Below are 19,846 nucleotides of genomic sequence, written 5' to 3'. Positions count from 1 at the left end.
CCGTGGATGCCCGTCCTGCCGCCGCCGCGCACCCCCGCGGTCTGGCGGGCCATGCCGGGTCCCTGCTGCCGTTCTTCTGCCTCTCGGTGACGTTCGGGACGACGCTCGGCTTCCTGTCGAACGGCGCGCCGCTGATCCTGCGCGCGCGGGGCGTCGTGCTGACGGAGATCGGGCTCCTGCAGCTCATCACCCTCCCGGTCGGCCTGACCTTCCTGTGGGCGCCGGTGATCGATCGCCTCCGCCTGCCCGGGCTCCCGCACCGGATCGGCTGGATCGCCGCCACGCAGGCCGCCGCCGCCGCCGTGCTGGCCCTGCTCGGCGCCGGGGAGGCCTGGCCGCTCCCGCTCCTCCTCGCCCTGGCGGTGGCGGCGAGCCTGTGCATGGCGACCATGGACGTGGCGATGGAGGCCCTGGTGGTCGAGACGGTGCCGGGCGCGCGCCGGCCCCTCGTGACCTCGGCGAAGTTCTGCGGCGCGTCGCTGGGCGGCATCGTGGGCGCGGGGCTGCTGATCACCTTCTACGACGCGCTGGGCTGGCGCGCCGCCCTCCTCGTCGTCGTGGCCGTCAACCTCCTGTGCTTGCTGCCGATCCTGCGCTACCCGGAGGAGCGGGGGCGCCGCGCCGACGCGCGCCCGGCGCGGGCCGCGCCACCGCCGGCGCCGCGGCCCGCGCGGTGGCGCCGCCTCGCCGGCCACGCGGCCATCCTCGCCCTCTACTTCGCGTCCCTCTCGGTCCTGTCGAGCTTCAACAACCTCGCCCTCCTCGACCTCGGCGTGCCGCTCGCCACGATCGGCCTCGTGACCGGCACCGTGGCGCCGGGGATCAGCCTCGCCATGGCGGCGCTCGCGGGGCCGCTCGTCGGGCGCTTCGGCACCCTGCCGCTGATCACCGCCGCGGCGGGCGGCCTGGTCGCGGCGGGCGGCGCGATGGCGGCCGCGGCGGCGAGCGGGTTTGCGGGGCTCGCGGTGGCCGCGACGCTCGCCGGCACGCTCTGCGCGGGCGGCCTCGGGGTGCCGGTCTTCAGCATGATCTACCGCTGGGCGCAGGGACCGCGCCCGGCCACGGACTACGCGCTCCTGTTCGGCACCGCCTTCTTCGCGGCCATGCCGGCGCGGGTCGCGGCGCCGGCGCTGGCGGGCGCGATCGGCTGGCCGGCCTATTTCGCCGCCGCGATCCCGCTCTTCGCGGCCGCCTTCGCGGTCCTGCGGCGGGCGATCGCCCGCACCCTGGCGGGCGACGGGGCCGCCGCATGATCGCGGACATCGCCGCCGAACTCCCGCCCTCGCTCACGACCTTCGGCAACCGGATCGCCGTGACGGACGACCTGCCGGAGAGACACCGCGTCGCGCGGCTGCGCGAGCGCCCGGTCTTCGACGGGGTGATCGACGCCTTCGCGGCCGGCTACCCGGAGGCGGACCGCCGCTCCCTCGTCTCGCTGTGGTCGCAGAGCTACCTCGCGGCCCTGATCATCCCGTGCGTGACCGCGCTGGTCCGGCTCGACCGGGTCCTGCCGGTGGCCCTCGACGAGACCGGCTTCGTGCTCGACGGGACCCACGCGCTCGCGCGCTTCCTGGTGGCGGAGCCCGGCCGGCGGGACGGGGCGGCGGGCCGTGGCTTCGCCACGCTGGTGGCCGGGCACCTCCAGCCCTTCGTGGCGCTCTGCGCCGGGCACGCCGGCCTCGCGCCGCGGGTGCTGTGGGGCAATGCGGGCGTGATGCTCGACGTCACGGTCCGCGAACTCGCCGCCGCCGGCCCCCTGCTGCCGGCGCCCCGGGCCGAGGCGGAGACGCTGCTCGGCTGGCGGGCCGGCGCAGCCTCGCCTACAAGCCCGCTGGCGCAGACCTTCCGCGCCCGGGGCGCCTGCGCAGAGAGGTGCCGCCGGGTGTGCTGCCTGCGCTGCCGGATCCCGGGCGTCGCCTCCTGCGGCGCCCTCTGCCCCCTGGACGCCTGCCGCCGGACCTCATGCTGAAGGCCTTCCTCGCCTATTACCGGCCCCACCGGGCGCTGTTCCTGGTCGATTTCGGCTGCGCGGTGCTGTCGGGCCTGCTCGAACTCGGCTTCCCGATGGCCGTGAAGGCCTTCGTGGACGTGCTGCTGCCGCGGCAGGATTGGACGCTGATCCTGCTCGCGGCGGCCGGGCTCGCGGCGCTCTACGTGGCGAATGCCGGCCTGATGGTGGTGGTGACCTACTGGGGCCACGTGCTCGGCATCAACATCGAGACGGCGATGCGCGCCCGCGCCTTCGACCACCTGCAGACCCTGTCCCACCGGTTCTTCGACGAGCAGAAGACCGGGCACCTCGTGGCCCGCATCACCAAGGACCTGGAGGAGATCGGCGAGGTCGCCCATCACGGGCCCGAGGATCTGTTCATCGCCGTGATGACGCTCGCGGGCGCCCTCGCGCTGATGCTCCTGGTGCACCCGCCCCTGGCGCTGGTGACCGCGACGGTGCTGCCCGGCATCGCCTTCGTGACCCTGCGCTTCGGCGGCCGCATGACCCGCAACTGGCAGGCGCAGTACGGGCGGGTCGGGGCCTTCAACGCCCGGATCGAGGAGAATGTCGGCGGCGTCCGGGTGGTGCGCGCCTTCGCCAACGAGGAGCACGAGCGGCACCTCTTCGCCGCCGACAACGCGCGCTACCGCGCCACCAAGCTCGAAGCCTACCGGATCATGGCCGCGAGCCTGTCGATCCACTATCTGGGCCTGCGCCTCGTGCAGATCCTGGTGCTGCTCGGGGGGGCCGCCTACGTGGTGCGCGGCGACCTCAGCCCGGGGGGATTCGTCGGGTTCCTGCTCCTCGTCGGCGTGTTCTACCGCCCGCTGGAGAAGATCGCGGCCGTCATCGACACCTATCCGCGGGGCATCGCGGGCTTCCGCCGCTACCAGGAATTCCTGGCGACGCGGCCCGACATCGTCGAGCGCCCCGGGGCCGTCCCGGCGCCGCCCCTGCGCGGCGACATCCGCTTCGAGGCGGTGGGCTTCGCCTACGCACCCGGCCGGCCGGTCCTGACCGGTGTGACCCTGGCGGTCCGGGCGGGCGAGACGGTCGCCTTCGTCGGGCCGTCGGGCGCCGGCAAGACCACCCTGTGCTCGCTGATCCCGCGCTTCTACGACGTGACGGCGGGCCGCATCACGGTGGACGGGACCGATGTCCGCGACCTGACGCTCGCGTCGCTCCGCCGCCAGATCGGCATCGTGCAGCAGGACGTGTTTCTCTTCGCCGGCACGATCCGCGAGAACATCGCCTACGGGCGCCTCGATGCGAGCGAGGCGGAGATTCGCGAGGCGGCGCGCCGGGCGCATCTCGACGGCCTGGTCGCGAGCCTGCCCGAGGGCCTCGACACGGTGATCGGCGAGCGCGGAGTGAAGCTGTCGGGCGGCCAGAAGCAGCGCCTCGCCATCGCGCGGGTCTTCCTCAAGAACCCGCCGATCCTGATCCTCGACGAGGCGACCTCGGCCCTCGACACGCAGACCGAGCGGGAGATTCAGCGCGCCCTGACCGAACTCGCGCGGGGCCGCACCACGCTGGTGATCGCCCACCGCCTCGCGACGATCCGCAACGCCGACCGCATCGTCGTTGTGGCGGAGGGCGGCATCGCCGAGGAGGGCTCCCACGCTCAGCTCCTCGCCCGGGGCGGCTATTACGGCAGGCTCCACGCGGCGCAGTTCGCCGGGACGGGCGAGGGCGGGAGCGTGGCGGCGGAGTAGCGGGAAGCCGACGCTCCTGCGGCCGCACGCCCCCTCCCCCTTCTCGGGAGGGACGGGCGCCGCCCGCGCGCGACGTCACCGGTACTGGCCCTTTGCTCCGCGGCCGGGGGCGCCCGGTGTTCCGTGCCCGTCATCGGCCTGGGCGTCCCGACCCTCCGGCGCGCCAGGTCCCGCACGCGATCCGACCGAACGGTCCGAGAGCCGGGGAACCGGCCCGGTTGGGCCGCCTCCGAGCGCCCGAGCGTGCCCCGCGCTGGCACGGAAAATGAATCAGAAACGAAGCTTACGGCCCAGTTCGCGCCTGTCCGGTCTGAACGTTCGCCGCGGGTGTCGCCAGACCCACGAGTTGGACCCCGGCATTCGCGGCGGAGGAGTGTGGCGCAGATCACGCCATCGAGCATCAGCGAAACACGGAGGGGGTTCGGAATGTCGAAGTCGGAATTGCGGCTGGACGAGCACGCGATCGCGCCGATCCCCGAGGCCGACCGGGACTCGACCGGGCCGCAGCAGATGTGGATCTGGGCGGGCGCCAATATCGCGCCCATCAACTGGGCGCTCGGCGCGCTCGGCATCATCCTCAATCTCGGCCTCTGGGACACGGTCGCGGTGATCGTGCTCGGCAACCTCGTGGGCTGCGCGATCTTCGCGTCGTTCACCGTGATGGGGCACCGGACCGGGGTCAACCAGATGGTGCTCAGCCGCGCGGCCTTCGGCCGGCGCGGCGCCTACTTGCCGAGCGCCCTCGTGTTCCTGATGACGCTCGGCTGGATCGGGGTGAACACCTACTTCCCCGTCAAGATCTCGATGGGGATCCTCGGCCAGTTCGGAATCCCCGACACGCCGCTCCCGAACCTCGCCATCATGACCCTGGTCATGGTGCTTCAGATCGCGATCGGCACCTACGGCTTCTACGCGATCCGCACATTCGAGAAGTACACCGTGCCGGCGACCGTCGCGATCATGCTGCTGATGACCGTCCTCGCCTGGACGCAACCCGGCGTGGTCAACTGGAACCTGACGAGCAGCCTGCCTCCCGCCGAGCGCTTCACCATGCTGACCCTGCTGATGGCCGCGATCGGCGTCGGCTGGGGCATCTCCTGGGTGACCTGGGCCTCCGACTATTCGCGCTTCGTACCGCGCAGCGTCTCCTCCGCGGCCGTGTTCTGGTACAGCTACGTCGGCATGTTCGTGCCGGCCGTGTGGCTCGGCGTCCTCGGCGCCACGATCGCGAGCGTGACGAAGGACGCGGACCCCGCCAAGATGGTCAGCGCCGTGTTCGGAGGGCCGGTGGCGGTCCTGGTGCTGCTCCTCGTGCTGCACGGGCCGATCGCGACCAACATCCTGAACGTCTACTCGGCCACGCTCGCGGCGCTGAGCATGGGGATCAAACTGCCCCGCATCGTGCTGGCGATCATCGTCGGTGCGGCCGGCTACGCGGTGACGGCGTACTTCGTGTTCGCCCCCTCGTTCGCGCAGGCCTTCGATCACTGGATGATCGGCATCATCATGTGGCTGAGCCCCTTCGCGGGGGTCGTGCTGGCGGATTTCTACGTCAAGCTGAAGGGGCGGGTCGACGTCGACGAGCTCTACCGCTCCCCCGCGGCCAGCGCCTACGGCGACGTCAACTGGCCGGGGATGATCGCCTTCCTGGTCGGCCTGGTCGCCGGTTGGTCGGTGCAGAACGGATTGATCCCCGTCTTCAAGGGGCCGATCTCGATCCACCTCCTCGGCGGGGCCGATCTCAGCTGGCTCGTCGGCACCCTGGTCGCGGGCGCCGTCTATCTGGGGCTCAGCCGGAAGCCCGAGATGGCCGCCCTCCCGGCGCGGTGAGCCCGCCGATCCCGACCTGACGGAACCCGCCGCGCGCTACGCCCCGGGCGGGCGGCGCCTCGCCGCGCCGCCCGCCCGGGGCGCGTCCGCGCTGTGCCCCGAACGAGCCGCCGCCATGCCCTTCGACCTTCTCGTCCGCGACGCCGCGCTGCCGGATGGCCGCTCGGGCCTCGATATCGGTATCCGCGACGGCCGCATCGTCGCGATCGAGCCGGGTCTCGGCGACGAGTCCGCGCGCGTGATCGACGCGGCCGGATGCCTCGTCGCGCCGCCCTTCGTCGACGCCCACTTCCACATGGACGCGACGCTCTCGCTCGGCCAGCCGCGCCTCAATCGGTCGGGAACCCTGCTCGAAGGCATCGCGCTCTGGGGTGAGCTGCAACCCTTGCTGACCGTGGAGGCGGTCATCGAGCGCGCCCTGCGCTACTGCGACCTCGCGGTCAGCCAGGGCCTGCTCGCGATCCGCTCCCACGTCGATATCTGCGACGACCGCCTGCTGGCGGTCGACGCGCTGCTCGAGGTCAAGCGCCGCGTCGCACCCTATCTCGACCTGCAGCTCGTCGCCTTCCCCCAGGCCGGCTACCTGAGATCGCCCGACGCGCGGGCGAACCTCCTGCGGGCGCTCGACCGCGGCGTCGAGGTGGTCGGGGGCATCCCGCATTTCGAGCGGACGACGGCGGACGGGGCCGAGTCCGTCCGGGCGCTGTGCGCGATCGCGGCGGAGCGGGGCCTGCGCGTCGACATGCATTGCGACGAGACCGACGATCCCCTGTCGCGCCACGTCGAGACGCTCGCCGCGGAGACGCAGCGGCTCGGACTGCACGGCCGCGTCGCCGGGTCCCACCTCACCTCCATGCATTCCATGGACAATTACTACGTGTCGAAGCTGATCCCGCTCATCGCCGAGGCCGGCATGGCGGTGATCGCCAACCCGCTGATCAACATCGTTCTCCAGGGGCGGCACGACACCTATCCGAAGCGGCGCGGCATGACGCGGGTGCCGGAACTCGCCGCCGCCGGGATCCCCTGCGCCTTCGGGCACGATTGCGTGATGGACCCGTGGTACGCGCTCGGCTCCGCCGACATGCTCGACGTCGCGCACATGGCGATCCACGTCGGGCAGATGACGGGGCGCGACGGCATGCGCGCGGCCTTCGAGGCGGTCACCACGGTTCCGGCGGGCATCATGGGCCTCGACGGCTACGGCCTCGCGGTCGGCGCGAACGCGGACCTGGTCGTCCTGCAGGCGCGCGATCCCATCGAGGCGATCCGCCTGAAGGCGGCCCGGCTGTTCGTGGTGCGCAGAGGCCGCGTGATCGCCCGGACGCCCCCGCGCGCCGCGAGTCTCGACCTTCCGGGCCGTCCCGCGGTGATCGATCCCGCCTCCTACGCCCCGGCCCTCCGATAGGCCGCGAGGCGGCCCCGTCTCCCCGGATCGCCTGTTCGAACGAGCGGATTCCACGCCCGAGACAGAAACCGGCTCGCGAAGGGGTCGCACGACTTGCAGTTTCACACCAACCTCTCCCCCCTTTTCCGGGCGCATGCAGCGCCAGCGGAATGCGACCCGGAAACCAGCGCAAAACTTCGCGAAGCGACCGCTTTTCAACACCGCTGCCGGCATTCGGAATCGCTTCGCGGTGATTTCCGTGCTGGTTTCCGGATCTCCTTCCGCTGACGCCGCAGTCGTCCGGAAAAGGGGAGCTTGAGCAGAGGCGGGCGCATCCTGGTTTCATCTGCCAGGGTTCGCTGTGCCCGTGAAAACTCATGTGATTTCCGGTTCATTCCGTCGCAACGGGAAATCAGCTTCGCTCAGGCGTGCGGAGCGAAGCTCCGCCGCGCAGGCTTGGTGAGACGGGATCCGCTTTGATCGAGCGGATCCCGTCTCAGCCGTCACCGAGCGTCCCCGAGGAGCCGACCGCCGCCGCGGCCCCGATCTCGCCCACCGGGCGCACCCCAACCCCGGCCGCCGCCGGCGCGACCGCGAGGCGCGGCAGCCCGAGCCACGCCGCCATGGCGCACAATTCTCCCTCCAGGCGCTCCGCCGTGCCGGACGGCGCGCCGGGCTCGAGATGGGCGCGCTGCACGACCAGGACGCCGTCCTTGCGGTCCGCCTTCAGGTCCACGCGGGCGACGAGGGCGCCGTCGAGCAGGAAGGGCAGCACGTAGTAGCCGTGCTCGCGCTTATGGGCCGGCGTGTAGATCTCCAGGCGGTAGCGGAAGCCGAACAGCCGCTCGGTGCGCGGGCGATGCCAGACGAGGGGGTCGAAGGGCGACAGCAGCGCCGTGCCGCCGCGCCCGCGGCCGGGCCGCGCCTGCGCGTGCAGGTAGGCCGGGTGCCCCCAGCCCTCGACGCGCACGGGCCGGAGGATCCCTTCCTCCACCAATTGCGCGAGGGGCAGGCGGGCCTCCTCCGGGCCGATGCGGTAGTAGTCGCGCAGGTCGTGCGCCGTGGCGACGCCGAGCGCCCGCCCCGCCCGCGCGATCAGGCCGCGCCGGGCCTCCACCGGGTCCGGCGTGGGGCGATCCAGCAGGGCGCGGGGAAGGACCCGCTCGGGCAGGTCGTAGACCCGCTCGAAGCTGCCGCGGCGGTGGGTCGAGGCGACCAGTCCGGCCCAGAACAGCCATTCCAGGGCGTGCTTGGCGGCGCTCCACGCCCACATGCCGCGCGCGGCACGGGTCTCGGCGACGTCGGAGGCGGCAAGCGGACCCTCCCGGGCGATGCGGGCGAGCAGCGCCTCGGCCTCGCCGCGCCGCTCGCCGGCGAAGGGTTCGAGCTGGCGCCAGACCCCCTGCCCGCCGCGCGCGCGGTCCATGCGCCAGCGCAGCAGCGGATGGCAGTCGACGGGCAGGAGCGACGCCTCGTGCCCCCAATACTCGAAGTACCGCCGCGGGCGGGCGGTCGCCACCGCGTCGAGGAGGCCGCGGTCGTACGGCCCCAGCCGCGAGAACAGCGGCAGGTAATGGGCGCGCACGAGGACGTTGACGCTGTCGATCTGGAGCAGGCCGAGCCGGTCGATGGCGCGGCGCAGCCCGGCCGCCTCGACCGGGCCGCCGCTTCGGCCCGCACCGAGTCCCTGCGCGGCGAGCGCGATCCGGCGCGCCTCCGCGGCCGACAGGTCCGCCATCGGCGCCGCCCGCCCGCGCCGTTCACACTCCTTCGACGATGCGGATGTCGCGCTCGGCCCCGTCGCCCAGCACGGCGAGGGCCTCCTGGTAGGCCGGGCTGTCATGGGCGGCCCGGGCCTGCGCGACGCTGTCGAACTCGATCAGCACCGTGCGCTCCCTGAGCCCCAGCTCGTAGGTCTGCACCGGCACGCCGCGCGCCAGGATGCGCCCGCCGGCCGCCGCGATCGCCGGGCCGCTCAGCGTAGCGTAGGCCGCCAGCGCGTCGGGGTTGCTGATCGACCGGTAGGTCGCGACCCAGTAGGCCTTCGCCATGACACCTCCCTCCTCGAACAGGCGCCGGCCCGGTCCCGGACGGCGCGGGGACGGCACCGTCGAGGTTTCGGGCGGCGGGCGCAAGGGAGGCCCGGCCCGGTCGACGCGCGGGTGCGGGGAGCCGCGGCGGAGTCGGCGGAGATCGGGCATCCGCGGGCGTCACGGGAGGGCGATCCGCGCCGGGAGCCGGTCGGAGGGCAGCGGCGCCGCCCCGGCCGCCGGACCACCGGCGCGGGCCGGCGGCGTGATTCCGTCGCAGGCGTACGACCCGCGCTTGCGACCCGCCGGTCGAAGCGCTAAATTACTGATAGTGCTGCAGTTTTAAAGCGTTCCAAACTGTGAGAGACCTGGTCGATCGGCCGGGGGTCTCGCGTAACCGGGTGCCCAGATCCCCAGCATGATCGTCTGTTCCTGCAACGTCTTCTCCGACGGCCAAGTGCGCGCGTGCCTGAATCCGGGTCCCGCCTGCCCCCGGACGCCGGCCCAGGTCTATGCCTGCCTCGGCTGCAGCCCGAAATGCGGGCGCTGCGCGCGCACGATCCGCGGGATCCTCACGCGGGCACTCGCCGAGGCGCACGAATCCTGCGCCACCGCCTGCGGCACCGCCTGCCCGCTCTCCGCGGCCTCCGAACCCGCTCCCGCCGAGGCGGCCTGACGCGGCGGGCCCCGCCGCGGCGAGCGCCCCCGGGTCGGCCTCCTCCGGCCGTCCCCGTTATCCACGGATCCGCGCGATCGTCTTAGCGAAGCCGTAGGGAGACGCCGCGCAGGATCGGGGCCCGCTCGATGCAGCCCCCATGATCGCCACCCCGACCTTCCCGGACCTCTCCGCCCTGGTCGTCGACGAGAGCCTCTACCTGCGCCGGATCGTGCGCGACATGCTGATGCGCGTCGGCATCAAGCGCGTGCTGGAGGCGCCGGACGGCGCCGAGGCGCTGGGCGCCCTCGCCGAGAGCAAGCCGGACCTCGTCGTGCTCGACTGGGACCTCGCGATCCTCTCGGGCGAGGAGTTCATCCGGCTGGCGCGCACCCCCGCCACCTCGCCGGCCCCGACCGTGCCGATCATCCTCATGCTGGCCCAGCCGCGGCGCAACATCGTCGACCGGGCGGTCAACCTGGGGGTGAACGAGATCATCGCCAAGCCGTTCTCGCCCAAGACCCTGTGGTCGCGCCTCGACGAGGTCATCAACCGCCCGCGGCCGTTCTCGCAAGTGAAGAGCCTGCTGCGTCCGCTGCCCCGGGTCGCGCTCTCGTTCAACCCGAAGATGGTCGCCTGACGGGAGAATCCGAGGCCGGGACGCATTGCGTTCCCCTGGCGGCGACGTAAGCTTGGAGCGTAACAGCTTTGCCTCCGCGATCTTCGCCGGAGGCGTGAAGGATCGTTGGCGTCGTGAGGGACGAGAGTGCCGCCCCCGTGCCGGCGCGCGCCGCGGAGAGGGCGGAGCCTGCGCGCCAGAGCGTGCTCCTGCGCGAGGTGCGCACGGGCGGGGTGGACGGCCGCCCCCTGCCCGTCCTTCAGCCCGCCCGGCGCCGTCCCTACGCGGCCCTCGACCTCGGCACCAACAATTGCCGGTTGCTGATCGCGGAGCCGGCGCCCTACGGTTTCCGGGTCGTCGACGCCTTCTCGCGCATCGTGCGCCTCGGCGAGGGGCTGGGCAGCACCGACCGGCTGAGCGACGAGGCGATCGGCCGCACCGTGGAGGCGCTCGCGGTCTGCCGCGCCAAGATGGAGGCGCGGGGCGTCGTCCGGCGGAAGACCATCGCCACCGAGGCCTGCCGGCTCGCCGTGAACGGCCCCGACTTCGTGCGCCGGGTGCGCCGCGAGGTCGGGCTCGACCTGGAGATCGTGGACCGCCGGACCGAGGCCTACCTCGCCGTGACCGGCTGCGCGGCGCTCGCCGACCGGCACGCGGAATCGGTGGTGATCTTCGACATCGGCGGCGGCTCGACGGAGATCGTCTGGCTGCACGGCAGCGCGGCGTTGGCCCGCAGCGCCGACCCGACCCTGCGCATCCGCGCCTGGGATTCGCTGCCCGTGGGCGTCGTCACCCTGACCGAGCGCTACGGCGGCACCGACGTCACGCCCTCGGTCTTCGAGGGCATGGTGGAGGAGGTCTCGACCAAGCTCACCAAGTTCGCCCTGATGGCGGGGGCGGCGGCCCAGGCGCCCCATTTCCACCTGCTCGGCACCTCCGGCACGGTGACGACGCTCGCCGCCATGCATCTTCGCCTGCCGCGCTACGACCGGCGGCGCATCGACGGGCTCTGGATGAGCGACCGCGAGGTCACGGCGGCGATCGCCGATCTCCTCGACACGCGCCTCGCCGAGCGGGCACGCAACCCCTGCATCGGCCGCGACCGGGCCGACCTCGTGCTCGCGGGCTGCGCCATCCTGGAGGCGATCCGCCGCGCCTTCCCGTCCGAGCGCCTGCGCATCGCCGATCGCGGCCTGCGCGAGGGCCTGCTCATGAACATGATGCGCGAGGACGGGGTCTGGCGCCGCGGCGGGCGGGGGTGAGCGGACGCTTAAGTCGGCCCGGGGCCATGCAGGGCTGCCTCTGATCGGCGAGCGTCGTTGCCGAGCGTGCCGGGCCGCTCTCGCCAAGACACCGAGGCGTGCAAGACACCGAGGCGTGGGAGGGTGCCGCGGACTGGTCGGACGGCCTGAGGCCAGCCGCGACGACTTATCGGCTGAGCAGATAGGAAACGATAACTGGTGTCATCCTCACACCGCGGCTGGCCATAGTCGATCAACGCGTCTAAGAACGCCACCGGATCCTCTCTTGGGACAGCTGTTCGCGAGACCGCGACGTCCAGCCGCAGACTAGACTTGAGAATGGTGAGTTCGACCTTCGTCAGCGTCAGCGTTCCGCATCGCGGCCTGTCCGGCCCGAGCCACGGCACGGGGTTCGTGAGCCTGCCGTCCGGGCCCCGTGACGGGGATCCGGCCCGCGCCGCGCGGGCTCCCGCGTGAGACCAGCGACCGAGCCCCCGACCGCGGAGAGGCGCAGCGTTGTTCTCGGGCTGACCGCGATCCTGCTGGCGCGGCTGGCGATCGGCGCGGCCTTCCTGGGCCGGCCCGCGCTGTGGGACGACGAGACGTTCTCGCTGTTCTACGCGCAGAAGCCGCTCGCCGCGCTGTGGGGCGCCGACTGGTGGGTCGAGCCCACCCCGCCCCTGTACTACACGCTCCTGCATGTCTGGATGGCCGCCGCCGGGGCGAGCGAGGTCTCCGGCCGATGCCTGTCCCTGCTCCTCTCGATGGCGGCGGTGCCGGTCGTGTTCCACCTCGGCGCCGCGCTCGACGGACGCCGCACCGGCCTTCTCGCCGCCTTCGTGTTCAGCCTGTGGCCCGCGGTGCTCGAATACGCGCTGGAGATCCGCAGCTACAGCCTGACGGTGCTGTGCACGGCCCTGGCGCTGCTGACGGCCGCCCGCCTGCTGCAGGACGTCGCGCGCGGAGCGCCGCCCCGCCTGGCGGGGTTGCTGATCGCCTGCACCCTCCTCGCCTATTGTCACGCCACCAGCCTGATCACGCTCGCGGCCCTCGACCTCTGCCTCGTCGGCGCGCTCGTTCGGCTGCGCCCCCGCGATCCCGCCGTCCTCGGCCTCTGCCTGCGGATGAACCTGATCCTGGCCCTGGCCGTACTGCCCCAGATCGTCGCGACACTCGTGGTCGTGACGACCAACCCCGAGACCCTGGCCTGGCTTCCCCGGCCCAGCCCGGCCTTCCTGGCCCTGACGTTTCGCGAATTGCTGCTCGGGCAGTATTCGCACGGCGTGGGCGTCTCGGATGCGGTCGCGGGCGCGCTCTACCTCCAGGCCGCGGCGGTCGCCCTGCTCCTGCTCCGCGCGGCTTCCCGGTTGCCGCGCAGCCTGCCGCTCCTGGCGCTGGGCGTTCTCACGCCGGCCATCGGCGTGCTGCTGCTCGTGATCGCCAGCACGCGGCAACCCATCCTGCTGCCGCGCACGCTGCTGTGGACGCTGATCCCGCTCAGCGTCGTGGCGGGCGCCTGGCTGTCCCGGCTGCGCTGGGCCGAGGTCCCGCGACAGGTCGTGGCCTGCGGCGCGGTCGCCCTGGCCGTCGGACTGGGGACCTGGAACCTCTCGCGTCGCGAGGTGAAGCGGCCCTGGCAGCGCATGGTCGCGACCCTCGCGTCGCGCGCGCAGGAGGGCGACTTGTTCGCGACGCTCTCGACCGAGAGCCACTGCCTCGTCGAGAGCTACGCGGCGGGCCTCATCCCGCCGTCCCAGCGGCTCTTCGTCGATCTCGGCCCGGCGCAGCGGGAGGGATGGGAGCAGCGGGTCGACCTGTCCTGCAACCGGGGCTCACGCGTGGGCGTGGCGGATCTGGAGCGCGAACTGGCAAGCGGTGCGGGTGTGTGGCTGCTCGCCTGGAGGCCGGGGCAGAGCGGCGACCTCGCGACGGTGCTGGGCCGTCTGGCACCCGGCGACGTCGTGAGCGACCGCGTGGAGATCCCCGCGGGCGGGGTGAGCCTGCGTCTCGCGCGGCCGCAACCGCCATGATCGTGTCGCCGATCGGAGGTGACCGCCGTGACCATCCAAGGCGCCGCAACCGCATCGCGGTCTGGGGGGCGCCCCGCTGTCCCGGCCGAGGGCACCGGACGCGGAATCGCGTAAGTCTCTGGAGGGTGCCCGATCTCATGCCGGGCTCGGGCGCGCGAAGGCCGGCGCGGTCACGCGACACCGGTGCGCGCGCAGCCTGCTCCTGACTGCGGCCACCGCCCGCCCTACCCGGGCGTGGGCCCCCGCAGGTCGCTCCTCGGGCCGGAGGGCGCGGCGGACGAGGCGGCCGGTCCGGCGGGGCGCCTGGGGCGGATGCTGCGCTGCCTCGTGCGCCGCCGCAGAGGGGCGTGTGCCCCCGCCCCCCTTGCGGGTTTCGCAGCGCGGCGTCATCTGCGACGAGGATGCGGGAGCGGCGGATGAGCGATCGGCGGGGCGGCGGACAGCGGGGCGACCTGAAGCAGCGGGTGAAGACCGCCCGGGGCCGCACCGTCTCGTCGAAGCGCTGGCTGGAACGGCAGCTCAACGACCCCTACGTGGCCCGGGCCAAGCGCGAGGGCTACCGCTCGCGCGCCGCCTACAAGCTCCTGGAGATCGACGAGCGCTTCCCCCTGCTGAAGCCCGGCGCCCGGGTGGTGGATCTCGGGGCGGCGCCCGGCGGCTGGTCGCAGGTGGCGGCCGCCAAGGTCGGCAGCCATCCCGGCGCGCCCGCCCCGCGCGGACGCGTGGTGGGCATCGACCTCCTGGAGATCGAGCCGATGCCGGGGGTCGACTTCATCACCCTCGACTTCCTCGACCCGAGCGCGCCCGCCCGTCTGACGGAGTTGCTCGGCGGCCCGGCCGACCTCGTGATGTCCGACATGGCGGCGAACGCCACCGGCCACAAGAAGACCGACCACCTGCGGATCATGGGCCTCGCCGAGACCGCGGCCGCCTTCGCCCGCGAGGTGCTGGCCCCGGGCGGCGCCTACCTCGCCAAGGTGCTGCAGGGCGGCACCGAGGGGAGCCTGCTCGCCGACCTCAAGCGCGACTTCGCGGCGGTGCGCCACGTCAAGCCGGCGGCGAGCCGGGCCGATTCGAGCGAACTCTACGTGCTGGCCACCGGCTTCCGCGGCGAGGCGGCGACGGACGGTGAGGAGCCGGAGGACGAGGCCGAGCCGGCCTGGCGGCCGTGACCGGCCGGCGCCGGTTCGGCGGCCCCGGGGGCCGGCTCACGCCGCGGGCGGCCCGCGCCCTGGCGCAGGCGCTGCTGCTGGCGGAGGGGTTCGAGACGGTAGCGGTGGGCGCGCGGGGCGGGAGCCTCTATCTCAGGGCGCCGGACGGTCCGCATCAGGTTCGCATCGCCGACCACGCCCGCACGCCGAAGCGCCGCCGGCAATACCCGCAGGTGGTGACGAGCCTCGTGATCGCCGCGCCGCTGTCGGAGGCGGCATTGCGGGAGCGCGTGGCGGGCGCCCTGCGCGCCGTGGCGGCCGCGCGGGCGATCGCTCAGCCCGTGTAGACGGAGGCCGCCACCGGGACCGCCGGACCCGCGACGGTACGGGTCATCTCCCAGATCGCCCAGGCGGCCAGGCCCGAGCAGGCGAGGAGCATGAGGCCGCGCTTGTACCGGCCGCGGTGGATGTCGCGCATCGCGTAGACCGGCATCAGCGCCGCCTTCGCGAGGTTCCGGAGCGCCAGGACCGCGAGGATCATGAGGAAGGCGGAGACCGTGCCGAGCATGAGCGCGTCCCTTGTGTCTGATTCGCCTGGACGAGTGTGGACCCGGAAGGCGGCGAAACGAAGTCGGCCCGAGGGGGCCGGGAGAGCGGCGGCTGTGGACACGCCGCCCGATCGCCCAGGCATCGTGCTCCCCGGATGGTTAACGAAGCACTGACCGAGGGGCAGCCGGGAGGAGGGCTTCGGACGACGCGCTGCCCGGGTCGCCGACGCTGCAACCTCCCGAGGGTTTCCGCCGCCACCGCCCCACCGCTCGCTTGGGGCCGGACAGAAGGATCAGTAGCCCCGCGCCCGGTCGACGGCGTTCGGGATCGGGTTGCCAGTCGCGATCGCCGCCGCGGTGTCGCGCAGCATCGCCGCCACGGCCGCCGGGCTCGCGTCGCAGGCCTCGTGCGGGGTAACGAGGATGCGGGGGTGGTGCCAGAAGGGATGGTCGGGCGGCAGCGGCTCGACCGAGAACACGTCGAGGGCCGCCGCCTCCAGGTGTCCCGTGTCGAGGGCGGCGAGGAGGTCGGCCTCGACGAGATGGTCGCCGCGCCCGACCTGCACCAGGGTCGCGCCGGGCTTCATCCGCCGGAACAGGTCCGCGTTCAGGATTCCCCGCGTGTCGGGCGTGAGCGGCAGCAGGTTCACCAGCACGTCGCTCCGCGCCAGCAGGTCGGCGAGCCCCTCGGCGCCGTGGCGGTGGACGATGCCGGGCTCCGGCGGACGTGCGCTCCGGCTCCAGGCGAGGACAGGGAAGCCGAGATGGGCAAGGTCGCGCCCCACCTGCGCGCCCATCCGCCCGGCCCCCAGAAGCCCGACCGTGACCTCGCCCGCCGCCCGCTGGCCGAGCGGCTGCCAGAGCGCCCGCGCCTGGTTCTCCGCGAAGGTGCGGAAGCGGCGCAAGTGGCCGAGCACGTGCCAGAGCACGAAGCAGGACATGGCGCGGGCCTGCTCGGGATCGACCACCCGCACCACGGGCAGGTCCGGCGGCAGTCCGGGGCTGGCGAGCAGGCTGTCGACCCCGGCGGCGATCGAGCAGACCGCCTCAAGGTTCGGGTAGCGCGCGAAGGCGTCGGCGGGCGGAAACCACGCCAGCGCGAGGCGCAAGGCCGCCGGGTCCGGCGCCGGGTGCGGCACCACCTCGATCACGTCCGCCACCTCCGCCAGCACCGGGCCGAACAAAGCCGCGAGGTCGAGGGTGGCGCTCAGGAGGACGCAAGGGATCGGGCGGGTCATGCGGCGCGGCGGGTCCGGCCCGGCACGGCGTCGAGCAGCGCGCGGGTGTAGGGGTGCTCGGGGTTGGCGAACAGGGCAGCGGCGGCTTTCAGCTCCACGATCTCGCCCCGCCGCATCACGGCGATCCGGTCGCAGATCTGGGCCGCGACCCGGAGGTCGTGGGTGATGAACAGCATCGAGAGGCCGAGGCGCCGCTTCAGGTCCTCCAGCAGCGCCAGCACCTGCGCCTGCACCGAGACGTCCAGCGCCGAGACCGCCTCGTCCGCCACCAGCACCTCCGGGTCGAGGGCGAGCGCCCGGGCGATGCCGACCCGCTGGCGCTGGCCGCCGGAGAATTCGTGCGGGAAGCGGTCATAGGCCGAGGCGTCGAGCCCGACGAGGCCGAGGAGGTCGCGGGCGCGGGCCTCGGCCTCCGCCGCTGGCACCCCGTGGGCGCGCGGCCCGTCCGCGACGATGCGCCCGACGCTGCGGCGGGGATTGAGCGACGCGAACGGATCCTGGAACACCATCTGGATCCGGCGGCGGGCGCGGCGCAGGGCCTCGCCGGAGAGCCCGGTCAGGTCGGTCTCGCCGAGGCGCACCGTGCCGGCATCGGGCTCGGCGAGGCGCATCACCAGCCGGGCGACCGAGGACTTGCCCGAGCCCGACTCGCCCACGAGCCCCAGCGTCTCGCCCTTGTGCAGCGCGAAGGCGACGTCCCGCGCCGCCTCGACCCGCCGGGCTGGGCGCCACCAGCCCCCGCCGGTCACGTAGGTCTTCGACAGCCCGACCGCCTCGACCGCCTTCGGGCCGGCGACCGGCGGACGCGACGGCGGCTCCAGGGAGGGCACCGCGGCGAGGAGGGTGCGGGTGTAGGGCTCCTGGGGGCGCGACAGCACCGAGGCGGCCGGGCCGCTCTCGACGACGCGGCCGTGGCGCAGCACCAGCACCCGGTCGGCGATCTCCGCCACCACGCCGAAATCGTGGGTGATGAACAGGACCGCCGTGCCGTGGCGCCGCTGCAGGTCGCGGATCAGCGCCAGGATCTGCGCCTGGGTGGTGACGTCGAGGGCCGTCGTCGGCTCGTCGGCGACGAGGACCGCCGGTTCGAGGGCGAGCGCCATGGCGATCATCGCCCGCTGGCGCTGCCCGCCCGAGAGCTGGTGCGGGTAGGCGCGCAGGATCCGCTCCGGCTCCGGCAGCCCGACCTCGGCGGCGAGCGCCAGCGCGCGGGCGCGGCGCTCAGGTCTCGTCAGCAGGCCGTGCGCCTCGAACATCTCGGCCATCTGATCGCCGATCCGCATCAGCGGGTTCAGCGCCGTCATCGGCTCCTGGAAGATCATGCCGATGCGCCGGCCGCGGGTGTCGCGCCACGCGGCCTCGTCCTGGGCGAGGAGGTCGGTCTCCCCGAGGCGGATCGTGCCGCCCGCCGGCCGCACCGCCTTCGGCAGCAGGCCCATCAGGGCGTGGGCGCACATCGACTTGCCGGAGCCCGATTCCCCGACGAGGCAGAGGATCTCGCCCCGGTTCAGGTCGAAGGAGACACCGTCGACGGCGAGCGGCCGGTCGGCGCCCCGCGGCAGGGCGAGGCTGAGATCCCGGACCGAGACGATCGGGCTCATCGGCGCTCCCGGGCGAGGCGCGGGTTGAGGGCGTCGTTGAGCCCCTCCCCGATCAGGTTGAGGGCGAGCACCGTGACCAGGATGACGAGGCCCGGCAGGGCGGTGATCCACCACGCCTGCCGGATCACCGTGCGGCCGGCCCCGACCATGAAGCCCCAGGACATTCGGTTCGGGTCGCCGAGGCCGAGGAAGGAGAGCGAGGATTCGAGCAGGATCGCGGTTGCCACCATCAGGGAGGCCAGCACGACGATCGGCGAGAGCGTGTTGGGGAGGATCTCGCGCCGGAGGATCGTGGCGGTGGTCTGGCCGGTGACGATCGCCGCCTGCACGTAGTCGCGCGAGCGCAGGGACAGAACCTCGCCCCGCACCAACCGGGCGACGGGCGGCCAGCTCACGATCGCGATGGCGAGGATCAGCGAGGAGAGCGCCGGCTGCAGCACCGCCACCAGCACGATGGCGAGCGCGAAGCTCGGGACGGTCTGGAACAGCTCGGTGAAGCGCATCAGCGCGTCGTCGACCCGCCCCCCGCAATAGCCGGCGAGCGCCCCGAGGGGCACGCCGATCAGCAGGGCGGCCAGCGTCGAGACGAGGCCCACCGTCAGCGACACGCCCGCGCCGTGCATCAGCCCGGCGGCGATGTCGCGCCCGAGCGCGTCGGTGCCGAGGGGCACCCGCTCGAGGGTGAAGGGCGGCACGAAGGGGCGCTGCACCATCCGCCAGGGCGAGGCCGGGTAGAGCACCGGCGCGAGGACGGCCGCCGCGACCACGAGGAGCAGGATCGCGACCCCGATCACCGCGCCCGGGTGGCGCAGAAAGGTGGCGAGCGGGCCCCGCCTCACGCCGCCGCCTCGATGCGCGGGTCGACGACCCGGTAGACGAGGTCGGTGACGAGGTTGAAGACCAACACCATCGCGGAGGAGACCACGAAGACGCCGAGCAGCAGGGTGTAGTCGCGCTGGAGGAGCGCCTCGTACATCAGCCGGCCGATCCCCGGCCACGCGAACACCGTCTCGGTGAGGATCGCCCCGCCGACGAGCGTGCCCGCCTGGAGCCCCGCCAGGGTGACCACCGGCAGCAGCGCGTTGCGCAGGACGTGGCGGCGCTGGATCACGCCTTCGGTCAGGCCCTTGGCACGGGCGGTCTTCACGAAGTCCTGGCCCGCCACCTCCAGCATCGAGGCGCGCGTCATGCGCACGTAGACCGCCATGAAGAACAGCCCGAGGGTGAGGGCCGGCAGGACGAGGTGCTGGGCGATGTCGGCCACCCGGGCGAGACCGGTATAGCCGCCGCCCACCGTCTCGAAGCCGAAGGCCGGCAGCCAGTCGAGGCGCACCGAAAACACGATGATCGCCATCAGCGACACCCAGAACAGCGGAGTGGCGTAGAACAGGAGCGCGAGGCCGGTGATGGCGGAATCCGACCAGCGCCCGGCCCGCCGGGCCGCCAGCGCCCCGAGCGCCACGCCCAGTGTCAGCGAGATCAGGAAGGCGGTGCCGGTCAAAAGCAGCGTCGCGGGCAGCCGGTCGAGGATCAGCCGTCCCACCGGCATCTGCTGGCGCACCGAGTAGCCGAGGTCGAGGGTGGCGACGTGGGCGAGGTAGAGCCCGAGCTGCACCGGCAGCGGCTTGTCGAGCCCGAAGGTCTCGCGCAGCTGCGCCACGTAGGCCGGGTCCCCCGCCCCCGCCTCCCCGGCCATCACCAGCGCGGGGTCGCCTGGCGCGAGGCGGATGAGGCCGAAATTGAGGACCACGATGGCGAGGAGGACGAGGAGCCCCTTGCCGAGCCGCCGGGCGAGGAAGAGCGCCACG

18 protein-coding genes are annotated in these 19,846 nt (G+C 73.2%); 11 read left to right on the top strand and 7 right to left on the bottom strand.

Features of this window, described 5'->3' with window-relative positions; all coding sequences use genetic code 11:
- The first annotated feature begins 2 nt into the window (after window positions 1-2).
- The 5 genes from ACW9J6_RS33240 (at window position 3) to ACW9J6_RS33220 (ending at window position 6,946) form a co-directional block, all read left to right on the top strand.
- Window positions 3-1,253: an MFS transporter gene (locus tag ACW9J6_RS33240; protein WP_457120606.1), complete on the top strand. Its 1,251-nt coding sequence runs from the start codon at window positions 3-5 to the stop codon at window positions 1,251-1,253.
- Window positions 1,250-1,969 (top strand): siderophore-iron reductase FhuF, encoded by a 720-nt coding sequence (fhuF, locus tag ACW9J6_RS33235; RefSeq protein ID WP_457120605.1) that lies wholly within the window; start codon window positions 1,250-1,252, stop codon window positions 1,967-1,969. The genes ACW9J6_RS33240 and fhuF overlap by 4 nt, the downstream gene beginning before the upstream one ends.
- Window positions 1,963-3,708 (top strand): ABC transporter ATP-binding protein, encoded by a 1,746-nt coding sequence (locus ACW9J6_RS33230; protein ID WP_457120604.1) that lies wholly within the window; start codon window positions 1,963-1,965, stop codon window positions 3,706-3,708. The genes fhuF and ACW9J6_RS33230 overlap by 7 nt, the downstream gene beginning before the upstream one ends.
- 426 nt (window positions 3,709-4,134) lie before the next feature.
- Window positions 4,135-5,538 carry a purine-cytosine permease family protein gene (locus ACW9J6_RS33225; RefSeq protein WP_457120603.1) on the top strand — a complete coding sequence of 468 codons (1,404 nt, stop codon included), beginning with the start codon at window positions 4,135-4,137 and terminating at the stop codon, window positions 5,536-5,538.
- A 115-nt stretch (window positions 5,539-5,653) separates the two neighbouring features.
- Window positions 5,654-6,946, top strand: a complete 1,293-nt coding sequence (locus tag ACW9J6_RS33220) for an amidohydrolase family protein (RefSeq protein WP_457120602.1) — start codon at window positions 5,654-5,656, stop codon at window positions 6,944-6,946.
- A gap of 475 nt (window positions 6,947-7,421) precedes the next feature.
- Here the strand turns inward: ACW9J6_RS33220 and ACW9J6_RS33215 are convergent, their stop codons facing one another.
- Together ACW9J6_RS33215 and ACW9J6_RS33210 are read right to left on the bottom strand one after the other, a co-directional pair.
- Window positions 7,422-8,663 carry a winged helix-turn-helix domain-containing protein gene (locus ACW9J6_RS33215; protein ID WP_457120601.1) on the bottom strand — a complete coding sequence of 414 codons (1,242 nt, stop codon included), beginning with the start codon at window positions 8,661-8,663 and terminating at the stop codon, window positions 7,422-7,424.
- A gap of 22 nt (window positions 8,664-8,685) precedes the next feature.
- Window positions 8,686-8,976: a DUF1330 domain-containing protein gene (locus ACW9J6_RS33210; protein WP_457120600.1), complete on the bottom strand. Its 291-nt coding sequence runs from the start codon at window positions 8,974-8,976 to the stop codon at window positions 8,686-8,688.
- Window positions 8,977-9,373: 397 nt separating this feature from the next.
- Here ACW9J6_RS33210 and ACW9J6_RS33205 point away from each other — a divergent pair, with 397 nt between their 5' ends.
- From ACW9J6_RS33205 to ACW9J6_RS33180, 6 genes are all read left to right on the top strand, one after another.
- The gene (locus tag ACW9J6_RS33205) at window positions 9,374-9,631 is read left to right on the top strand and encodes a (2Fe-2S)-binding protein (protein ID WP_457120599.1); all 258 of its coding nucleotides are present in this window, start codon (window positions 9,374-9,376) and stop codon (window positions 9,629-9,631) included.
- A gap of 139 nt (window positions 9,632-9,770) precedes the next feature.
- Window positions 9,771-10,250: a response regulator gene (locus tag ACW9J6_RS33200; RefSeq protein ID WP_457120598.1), complete on the top strand. Its 480-nt coding sequence runs from the start codon at window positions 9,771-9,773 to the stop codon at window positions 10,248-10,250.
- 113 nt (window positions 10,251-10,363) lie between these two features.
- A complete protein-coding gene (locus ACW9J6_RS33195; protein WP_457120597.1) occupies window positions 10,364-11,491 on the top strand; it encodes a Ppx/GppA phosphatase family protein in 1,128 nt (375 codons plus the stop codon).
- 452 nt (window positions 11,492-11,943) lie between these two features.
- The gene (locus ACW9J6_RS33190; protein ID WP_457120596.1) at window positions 11,944-13,500 is read left to right on the top strand and encodes a glycosyltransferase family 39 protein; all 1,557 of its coding nucleotides are present in this window, start codon (window positions 11,944-11,946) and stop codon (window positions 13,498-13,500) included.
- A gap of 416 nt (window positions 13,501-13,916) precedes the next feature.
- Entirely contained in the window at window positions 13,917-14,672 is a 756-nt protein-coding gene (locus tag ACW9J6_RS33185; RefSeq protein ID WP_457120595.1) for an RlmE family RNA methyltransferase, read from the top strand.
- On the top strand, window positions 14,669-14,998 hold the full coding sequence (locus ACW9J6_RS33180) for a hypothetical protein (protein WP_457120594.1): 330 nt from the start codon (window positions 14,669-14,671) through the stop codon (window positions 14,996-14,998). The genes ACW9J6_RS33185 and ACW9J6_RS33180 overlap by 4 nt, the downstream gene beginning before the upstream one ends.
- On the opposite strand, the gene ACW9J6_RS33175 is transcribed toward ACW9J6_RS33180, so the two are convergent.
- From ACW9J6_RS33175 to ACW9J6_RS33155, 5 genes are all read right to left on the bottom strand, one after another.
- Entirely contained in the window at window positions 14,986-15,219 is a 234-nt protein-coding gene (locus tag ACW9J6_RS33175; RefSeq protein ID WP_457120593.1) for a hypothetical protein, read from the bottom strand. The two genes, ACW9J6_RS33180 and ACW9J6_RS33175, sit on opposite strands and share 13 nt — an antisense overlap.
- 273 nt (window positions 15,220-15,492) lie before the next feature.
- On the bottom strand, window positions 15,493-16,437 hold the full coding sequence (locus ACW9J6_RS33170; protein ID WP_457120592.1) for a 2-hydroxyacid dehydrogenase: 945 nt from the start codon (window positions 16,435-16,437) through the stop codon (window positions 15,493-15,495).
- Entirely contained in the window at window positions 16,434-18,038 is a 1,605-nt protein-coding gene (locus ACW9J6_RS33165; protein ID WP_457120591.1) for an ABC transporter ATP-binding protein, read from the bottom strand. Before ACW9J6_RS33165 ends, ACW9J6_RS33170 begins: the two co-directional genes overlap by 4 nt.
- Window positions 18,035-18,877: an ABC transporter permease gene (locus ACW9J6_RS33160; RefSeq protein ID WP_457120590.1), complete on the bottom strand. Its 843-nt coding sequence runs from the start codon at window positions 18,875-18,877 to the stop codon at window positions 18,035-18,037. Before ACW9J6_RS33160 ends, ACW9J6_RS33165 begins: the two co-directional genes overlap by 4 nt.
- Window positions 18,874-19,845 (bottom strand): ABC transporter permease, encoded by a 972-nt coding sequence (locus ACW9J6_RS33155; protein WP_457120589.1) that lies wholly within the window; start codon window positions 19,843-19,845, stop codon window positions 18,874-18,876. The genes ACW9J6_RS33160 and ACW9J6_RS33155 overlap by 4 nt, the downstream gene beginning before the upstream one ends.
- Window position 19,846: the final 1 nt, after the last annotated feature.

The organism is Methylobacterium sp. JK268, assembly GCF_054052225.1.
This window is presented reverse-complemented; position numbering and strand designations above follow the sequence as displayed.

Excerpts from the sequence above, each read along its gene's own strand:
- fhuF (WP_457120605.1), top strand. The coding sequence starts at position 1,250 with ATGATCGCGGACATCGCCGCCGAACTCCCGCCCTCGCTCACGACCTTC.
- ACW9J6_RS33230 (WP_457120604.1), top strand. The coding sequence starts at position 1,963 with ATGCTGAAGGCCTTCCTCGCCTATTACCGGCCCCACCGGGCGCTGTTC.
- ACW9J6_RS33225 (WP_457120603.1), top strand. The coding sequence starts at position 4,135 with ATGTCGAAGTCGGAATTGCGGCTGGACGAGCACGCGATCGCGCCGATC.
- ACW9J6_RS33220 (WP_457120602.1), top strand. The coding sequence starts at position 5,654 with ATGCCCTTCGACCTTCTCGTCCGCGACGCCGCGCTGCCGGATGGCCGC.
- ACW9J6_RS33215 (WP_457120601.1), bottom strand. The coding sequence starts at position 8,663 with ATGGCGGACCTGTCGGCCGCGGAGGCGCGCCGGATCGCGCTCGCCGCG.
- ACW9J6_RS33210 (WP_457120600.1), bottom strand. The coding sequence starts at position 8,976 with ATGGCGAAGGCCTACTGGGTCGCGACCTACCGGTCGATCAGCAACCCC.
- ACW9J6_RS33205 (WP_457120599.1), top strand. The coding sequence starts at position 9,374 with ATGATCGTCTGTTCCTGCAACGTCTTCTCCGACGGCCAAGTGCGCGCG.
- ACW9J6_RS33200 (WP_457120598.1), top strand. The coding sequence starts at position 9,771 with ATGATCGCCACCCCGACCTTCCCGGACCTCTCCGCCCTGGTCGTCGAC.
- ACW9J6_RS33185 (WP_457120595.1), top strand. The coding sequence starts at position 13,917 with ATGAGCGATCGGCGGGGCGGCGGACAGCGGGGCGACCTGAAGCAGCGG.
- ACW9J6_RS33175 (WP_457120593.1), bottom strand. The coding sequence starts at position 15,219 with ATGCTCGGCACGGTCTCCGCCTTCCTCATGATCCTCGCGGTCCTGGCG.
- ACW9J6_RS33170 (WP_457120592.1), bottom strand. The coding sequence starts at position 16,437 with ATGACCCGCCCGATCCCTTGCGTCCTCCTGAGCGCCACCCTCGACCTC.
- ACW9J6_RS33165 (WP_457120591.1), bottom strand. The coding sequence starts at position 18,038 with ATGAGCCCGATCGTCTCGGTCCGGGATCTCAGCCTCGCCCTGCCGCGG.